This is a genomic window from Deltaproteobacteria bacterium (assembly GCA_016875225.1).
Lineage (GTDB): Bacteria > Myxococcota_A > UBA9160 > SZUA-336 > SZUA-336 > VGRW01.
This window is the reverse complement of record VGRW01000137.1, coordinates 1-5,332: the sequence shown is the minus strand read 5'-3', so window position 1 is coordinate 5,332 and position 5,332 is coordinate 1. Positions and strand designations below refer to the sequence as shown.

General features: G+C 70.1%; 5 protein-coding genes. 1 reads left to right on the top strand and 4 read right to left on the bottom strand.

The genetic code is table 11. The features are described 5' to 3' along the window. The 4 genes from FJ108_17840 to FJ108_17825 form a co-directional block, all read right to left on the bottom strand. A partial coding sequence (locus FJ108_17840; GenBank protein ID MBM4337753.1) for a peptigoglycan-binding protein LysM occupies positions 1-322 on the bottom strand: 322 nt, incomplete at its 3' end. Next, a complete protein-coding gene (locus FJ108_17835) occupies positions 291-881 on the bottom strand; it encodes a hypothetical protein (protein MBM4337752.1) in 591 nt (196 codons plus the stop codon). The genes FJ108_17835 and FJ108_17840, both read right to left, overlap by 32 nt. Next, complete coding sequence (locus FJ108_17830; GenBank protein ID MBM4337751.1) at positions 781-1,032, bottom strand: hypothetical protein; 252 nt, start codon at positions 1,030-1,032, stop codon at positions 781-783. Before FJ108_17830 ends, FJ108_17835 begins: the two co-directional genes overlap by 101 nt. Before the next feature lie 107 nt (positions 1,033-1,139). Continuing rightward, a complete protein-coding gene (locus FJ108_17825; GenBank protein ID MBM4337750.1) occupies positions 1,140-3,017 on the bottom strand; it encodes an alpha/beta hydrolase in 1,878 nt (625 codons plus the stop codon). 31 nt (positions 3,018-3,048) lie between these two features. Here FJ108_17825 and FJ108_17820 point away from each other — a divergent pair. After that, positions 3,049-5,332, top strand: a 2,284-nt coding sequence (locus FJ108_17820) for a hypothetical protein (protein MBM4337749.1), incomplete at its 3' end; no start/stop codon positions are given.

The following is a 5,332-nucleotide window of genomic DNA, read 5'->3' as shown; positions in this document are numbered from 1 at the left end:
TCGGCAGAAGCCTCGCGGCCGGAACGACCAGCCGCGTGCCCTTGGGCGGCAGCCACGGGTCGACGCCGGGGTTCGCGGCCAGGAGCTCGACGTAGCCAGCGCCGAGCTCGGGCGCCAGGTCGATCAGCGTGTCCTCGGTCCTCGTCTCGCGGAACGAGAGCCGCCCCACCAGATCCGCGGACGCCGGCGGGTTCTCGAGCAGGTAGCGCGTGCGTGGCTTCTCGGGGCTCCGGAACAGACCCGTGACGCAGGCGGGCAGCGAGAGCGCGACGAGCAGAAGCAGCGCGGCGCTACGGGCGGATCTCGATCGGCGTTCCGTCATCGACGAGCTCCCAGATCTCCTCCATCTCGTCGCTGGTCACGGCGATGCAGCCGTTCGTCCAGTCGAATTCCAGATGCGCCTCGGACACCCAGCTCTCGTTCTCCGGAAGCCCGTGGATCATGACGCCACCGCCGGGCTCGATGCCAGCGCCGCGCGCGAACTCGCGGTCCCAGTCGTTCGGGTAAGAAATGTGGATCGCGCGGTGGAAGCGGCTCTGGTTCTCGCCAATGCGCCAGTCGAGCAGATAGCGGCCCTCGGGCGTGCGCCCGTCGCCGTTGCGCCGCTTGGCGCCCTTCGGATTCGCGCCCAGGCTGACCTCGTAGTCGCGCAGCACCCGATTGCCGCGAAGCAGCAGCATCCGGCGCGCCTCCTTCAGGACCAGGACGAAATCCGCCTTCGCAGGCGGCGTGGGCCACTCACTCGGCGGCGGAGCCGGCTCTGCTCGGGAGCGCTTGCCCCTACTTGTGGAGGGAGCGTTGAAAGATGCGGTCGGCCTTCTCGCTGGCCTTCCGCGCCTCCTCTGCGGCAGCGGCGGCTTCCGCCCGCGCGGCCGCGGCATCGGCTGCCGCCGCGCTCGCCTTCTCGTTCGCTTCGTTGGCGACTCGAAGCGCTTCCGCCGCCTCGGAGCGCGCGGCGGAGACGTCCCCGCTCGTCGCGCAGCCCGAAGCTGCGAGCACCGCGATCAGCGCTCCTGCCAGGACACCCTTGATTCCAAGCCGGCTCATTCGGTCTCCTTCGATCTCGATCCGATCCTACGGCACGGGATCGCGATCACTCTGTGACCGCGCGCACCGGAAGTCGAGATAGCACGAGTCGATCAGCTCGGCGAAGCCGGGCAGGCGGACCGTTCCGAGTGCTCGAGCAGGATGCGGCGAACCTCCTCGATCGTCTCTGGCGCGGCCTGCATTCCCGAATGCGGGCTGCGCACGATCAGCTCGGACTCGACGCCGTCGATGTGCGCGCTCTCGTACTTCACGACGCCGTCGCCGGCCGACGAGAGCGGCGCGTCGTCGTCGACCGAGATGATCGAGTGGGCGCGCACTCCCGGAGTCACGGGGATCTTCGCCAGCGCCTTGATGAAGCGGTTGCCCGGCGACATGTTGTCGATGCTGGTCGGGATCTTCCGCAGCGCCATGTCGCCCGAGCCGGTGGGCACCTGGGTCGCCACGGCCGCGCTGACGCTCAGCACGTCGCTGGGCAGCCGCACCAGCGCCTCCGCCAGGCGCCGCACGATCTGCGGACCGGCCAGGTAGCTCCCGCGCTGCGGCGTGGCCAGGAAGATCACCTCGGTCACGAACGGCAGCGGCTTCACGAAAGCCACGTTGCGCAGCAGCTCTTTGTCGTCGGGCGCCAGCTTCACCTGCTCGAAGGGCTGGCTGCTCAGGCCCTTCCAGAACACGTCGCCGGAGTCGATCGCGGTGAGTTTGGTGAGCAGGCCCCCCTGGCTGTGCCCCAACACCACCATGTCGCGCGCGCACGGATCGCTCCCGTTCGGGTCCGCACGTTCGACCGCCTGCGCGAGCGCGTCGCGAAGCTTCCAACCCGAGTAGGCGATGGGATTTCCCGAGTCGTAGCTGAACAGCCAGAACGCGTAGCGATGCCGCAGTCGCGAGTCGGCGAGCAGATCGTTGACCATGTCGGCCCAGCGCGCGGGGCTCGACGCAGTTCCGTGTACGAAGACCACGGGAATCCGGCCGCTCTTGTACGGGCGGACCCCGACCAGCGCGGACTGCCTGCGCAGGCCGAACGCGTTGCCGAGGAACGCCTGCAGCTCGGTCTTCCAGAAGCGCGACTCCGCGAGCGTCGCCGCGAGCGCCGCGGTCGGCTCCGCTTCCAGAGGAACCATCCGGCTCCCGATCTCGACGGCATCGACGTCGAGGCTCGGAAGCAGCTCGGCGTGCGCGTGCAGCTCGCCGCTTCGCAGCCCCGCGAGCGGCTCGTCGAGCACCGCCACCGCGGTGAGCGGAATCCGCATCAGCGGGCCGAGCGGAACGACCTGCGTCACGCCGGGCTGGGGAAGGGTCTTCGCGGCGAGCGGCGCGCCGATTCCCGGCTGCCGGTAGCGGTTGCGCAGGCCCCGGACCTCGATCTCGGCCACGGCCTGCAGGTCGTGGAGCTCGACCCCTTCCTGTTGCAACAGGTCGGGCGCGTGCGAGACGGTGATCCGCCCGAACGGCATCTCGATCGGAGCGCCGCCGGCGAGCGCGATGGTTCCCTTCTCGTTGCGCCTGAACAGCGAGATCAGCGCCCGGTTGTACAGGTCCGCGGCGATCCGCTCGCGCGGATCGAGCCGATCGAGGGGCGCGCGCCCCTCCTCGGGAAACAGCAGCGCCCAGGCGTAGACTCCGGCCGCGGCATACCCCGCCCGCTCGTCGTCGTCCTGCGCGTGCAGGAACCAGAGCTCCGAAAGGGCGAACAGGGCGCCCTTCGGAAAGTCCTCCGCGAGCGCCGCCGCGTGCAGCTTCGCGAGCGCTGTCTTCGGCTCGCGTTCGTAGGTCTCGAGCAAGTCGTAGCGCCGGAGCTCGTTCAGCGAGAAGTCGCTGGGCTCGCTCTCCGTCAGCGCGCTCCGCGTCAGGTAGCGCTGCACCTCGCGCGGATCGGCGATGCGGATCCCGATCGGAGTCGAGCAGCCGGTGGCGAGGATCGCGAGCACGAGCGGACCGAGCGCGGCGACGAGCCTGCGATTGCGTCTCACGGCGAGTCACAGTAGCGCGTAGACTCCCGCCATGCCGAGCCGGCGCAGCTTCACCAGCGGCACGATCACCCAGAAAGCTGGCTTCCTGCTCCTGATCCTCATGTTCGTGCTCGGTCTGGCGCTCTCGGTGGCGGACAAGCTGGAACGGATCGGCGAGCCAGATGCCGGATTCCTGCTGAACGACGTCTTCATCTACCCGACGCGCGACGACGCCGCGGATGCGGGCCTGCGCTACGGCGGCCGGCTCCTGGAGCTGAACGGCCGCGAGATCGAGCCGGACTGGGCCTGGAACGCGCAGCCGCTCGGCGTGGTGCGCGAGCTCGGCGGCGTGAACCGGATCCGCATCGTGCGGCCGGGCGGAGAGGTGCGCGAGCTCTCGCTCCCGGTGCGGAACTGGAGCGCGGCCGACGCGCTCTACACGCAGGGCGCGATCGACATCATCGGGCTTCTGCTCGCGGCGCTGGGCATCGGCACGTTCCTGCTGCGGCCGTGGGAGCCGGAAAGCTGGTCGCTGCTGGCGATCGCGTGTCTGTCCGGCGGCGCGCTCGAGGCGCTCTACGTGCCGAACGCGCGCGACGCGACCTTCCGACCGCTCTACTTCAGCCTGCTGGTCGGCTTCGTGTACGTGGTGCCGTTCCACATCGCGCTCACGTTCCCGATGGCACCGCGCCGGTTCATCCGCGTGCGCAGCGGCTCGATCGCGATCTACGCGCTCGGCGCGCTGCTCTCGGCGCTGACGCTCGGCGCCTTCTGGCTCGAGCTCCCGCTTCTCGAGCGCGTGGCCCGGCCGCTCGGAATGGGAACCTTCCTCGCCGCGATCCTGACCATGGTCGGGCGCTCCGGATGGCTCGCATTCCGCGCGCGCGAGCCGGTGGTGCGCCAGCGCGCGCGGATCCTCTCGGCCGGAACCTTGCTCGGCTTCGTGCCGCTCGGGGTGGTGCTCTTCCTGCAGATCGGGCTCGGCTGGCTCTCGATCGACGCGCGGCTCGCCTACTGGCCGCTCGGTCTGTTCTTCCTGGCGCTCGCGCGGATCACGCTCCGCGTCGAGCTCCTGAACGCGCGCGTCGCGGTGCGCCGCGCGGTCCTCTACGGCGGCGCGGTGCTCGGGCTGACCGGAATCGCGATCTGGCTCTCGGCGCTCAGTCCTTGGGCGGTGGCGCTGCTCCTGCTTCCGGTGCTCTACCTGTGGCCGCGCTACAGCGCGCGCCTCGACGCGCGGCTCTACCCCAAGCGCGCGCGACTGCCCGAGCTGGTGCGCACGACCGGCCGCGAGCTCGCCGCGAGGGGCGATGTCGACGGGGTGCTCGCAGTGCTGGCGCGAACCGGCGAGCGGCTGCTCGACAGCAGGAGCGGCGTGGCGGTGCTCTTTCCCGGGACGATCGACGATCGCCTGCACGCGGCCGCGCACGGACTCGATGAGCCGCTCGCCGAAGGGAGCTTCTCGGACCTGGCCCTGTTCCGCATGCTCCGCGTCACGCGCAAGGAGATCGCGCGCGCCTCCGTCTTCGTCGAGCCGCAGTTCGAGAACGTGCGCGACGAGCTGCTCGCCGAGTTCGATCTGCTCGGCGCCGAGATCGTGCTGCCGATGATCGACGAGCGCGAGCACGTGGCCGGCGCGCTCGCGCTCGGCCCGCGCGCCGCCGAGGAGCCGTACGAAGCGTTCGAGCTCGACGTGCTCGGCGCGCTGATCCAGCAGGCCTACGAGTCGATCGAGCGCGCGCAGGCGCTGGCTCGGCTGCAGGAGCGCGAGCGCGACTTCTCGGACCTGAAGCGCTTCTTCCCCCCTGCGGTGATCGATCAGGTCATGGCGCGCGGAGGGGCGCGAGGGCTGGAGCGGGTGCGCAAGCCCGTGACGGTGCTCTTCGCGGACCTGCGCGGCTTCACCTCGTTCTCGGACTCGGTCGAGCCGGAAGAGGTCGCCGAGACGCTGAACGCATTCCACGCCGCGATGGGCGTCCACGTCTCGAAGTACCAGGGAACACTGGAGCGGTTCACCGGCGACGGCTTCATGGTCTTCTTCAACGATCCTCTGGAGCAGCCCGATCACGTCGAGCGCGCGCTGCGCATGGCGCTAGAGATGCGCGAGACGCTCACGACGCTCCGCGAGGGCTGGAGGCTGCGCGGCTACGCGATCGATCTGGGAATTGGAGTGCACACGGGCTACGCGACCTGCGGGTTCATCGGCTACGAGGGGCGGCGCGACTACGGCGTGATCGGCAACGTGACGAATCTGGCCGCGAGGCTCTCCGACGCCGCGAAGGGCGGCGAGATCCTGATCTCGGCGCGCGTCCGCGCGGAGCTGCCCGAATCGAAAA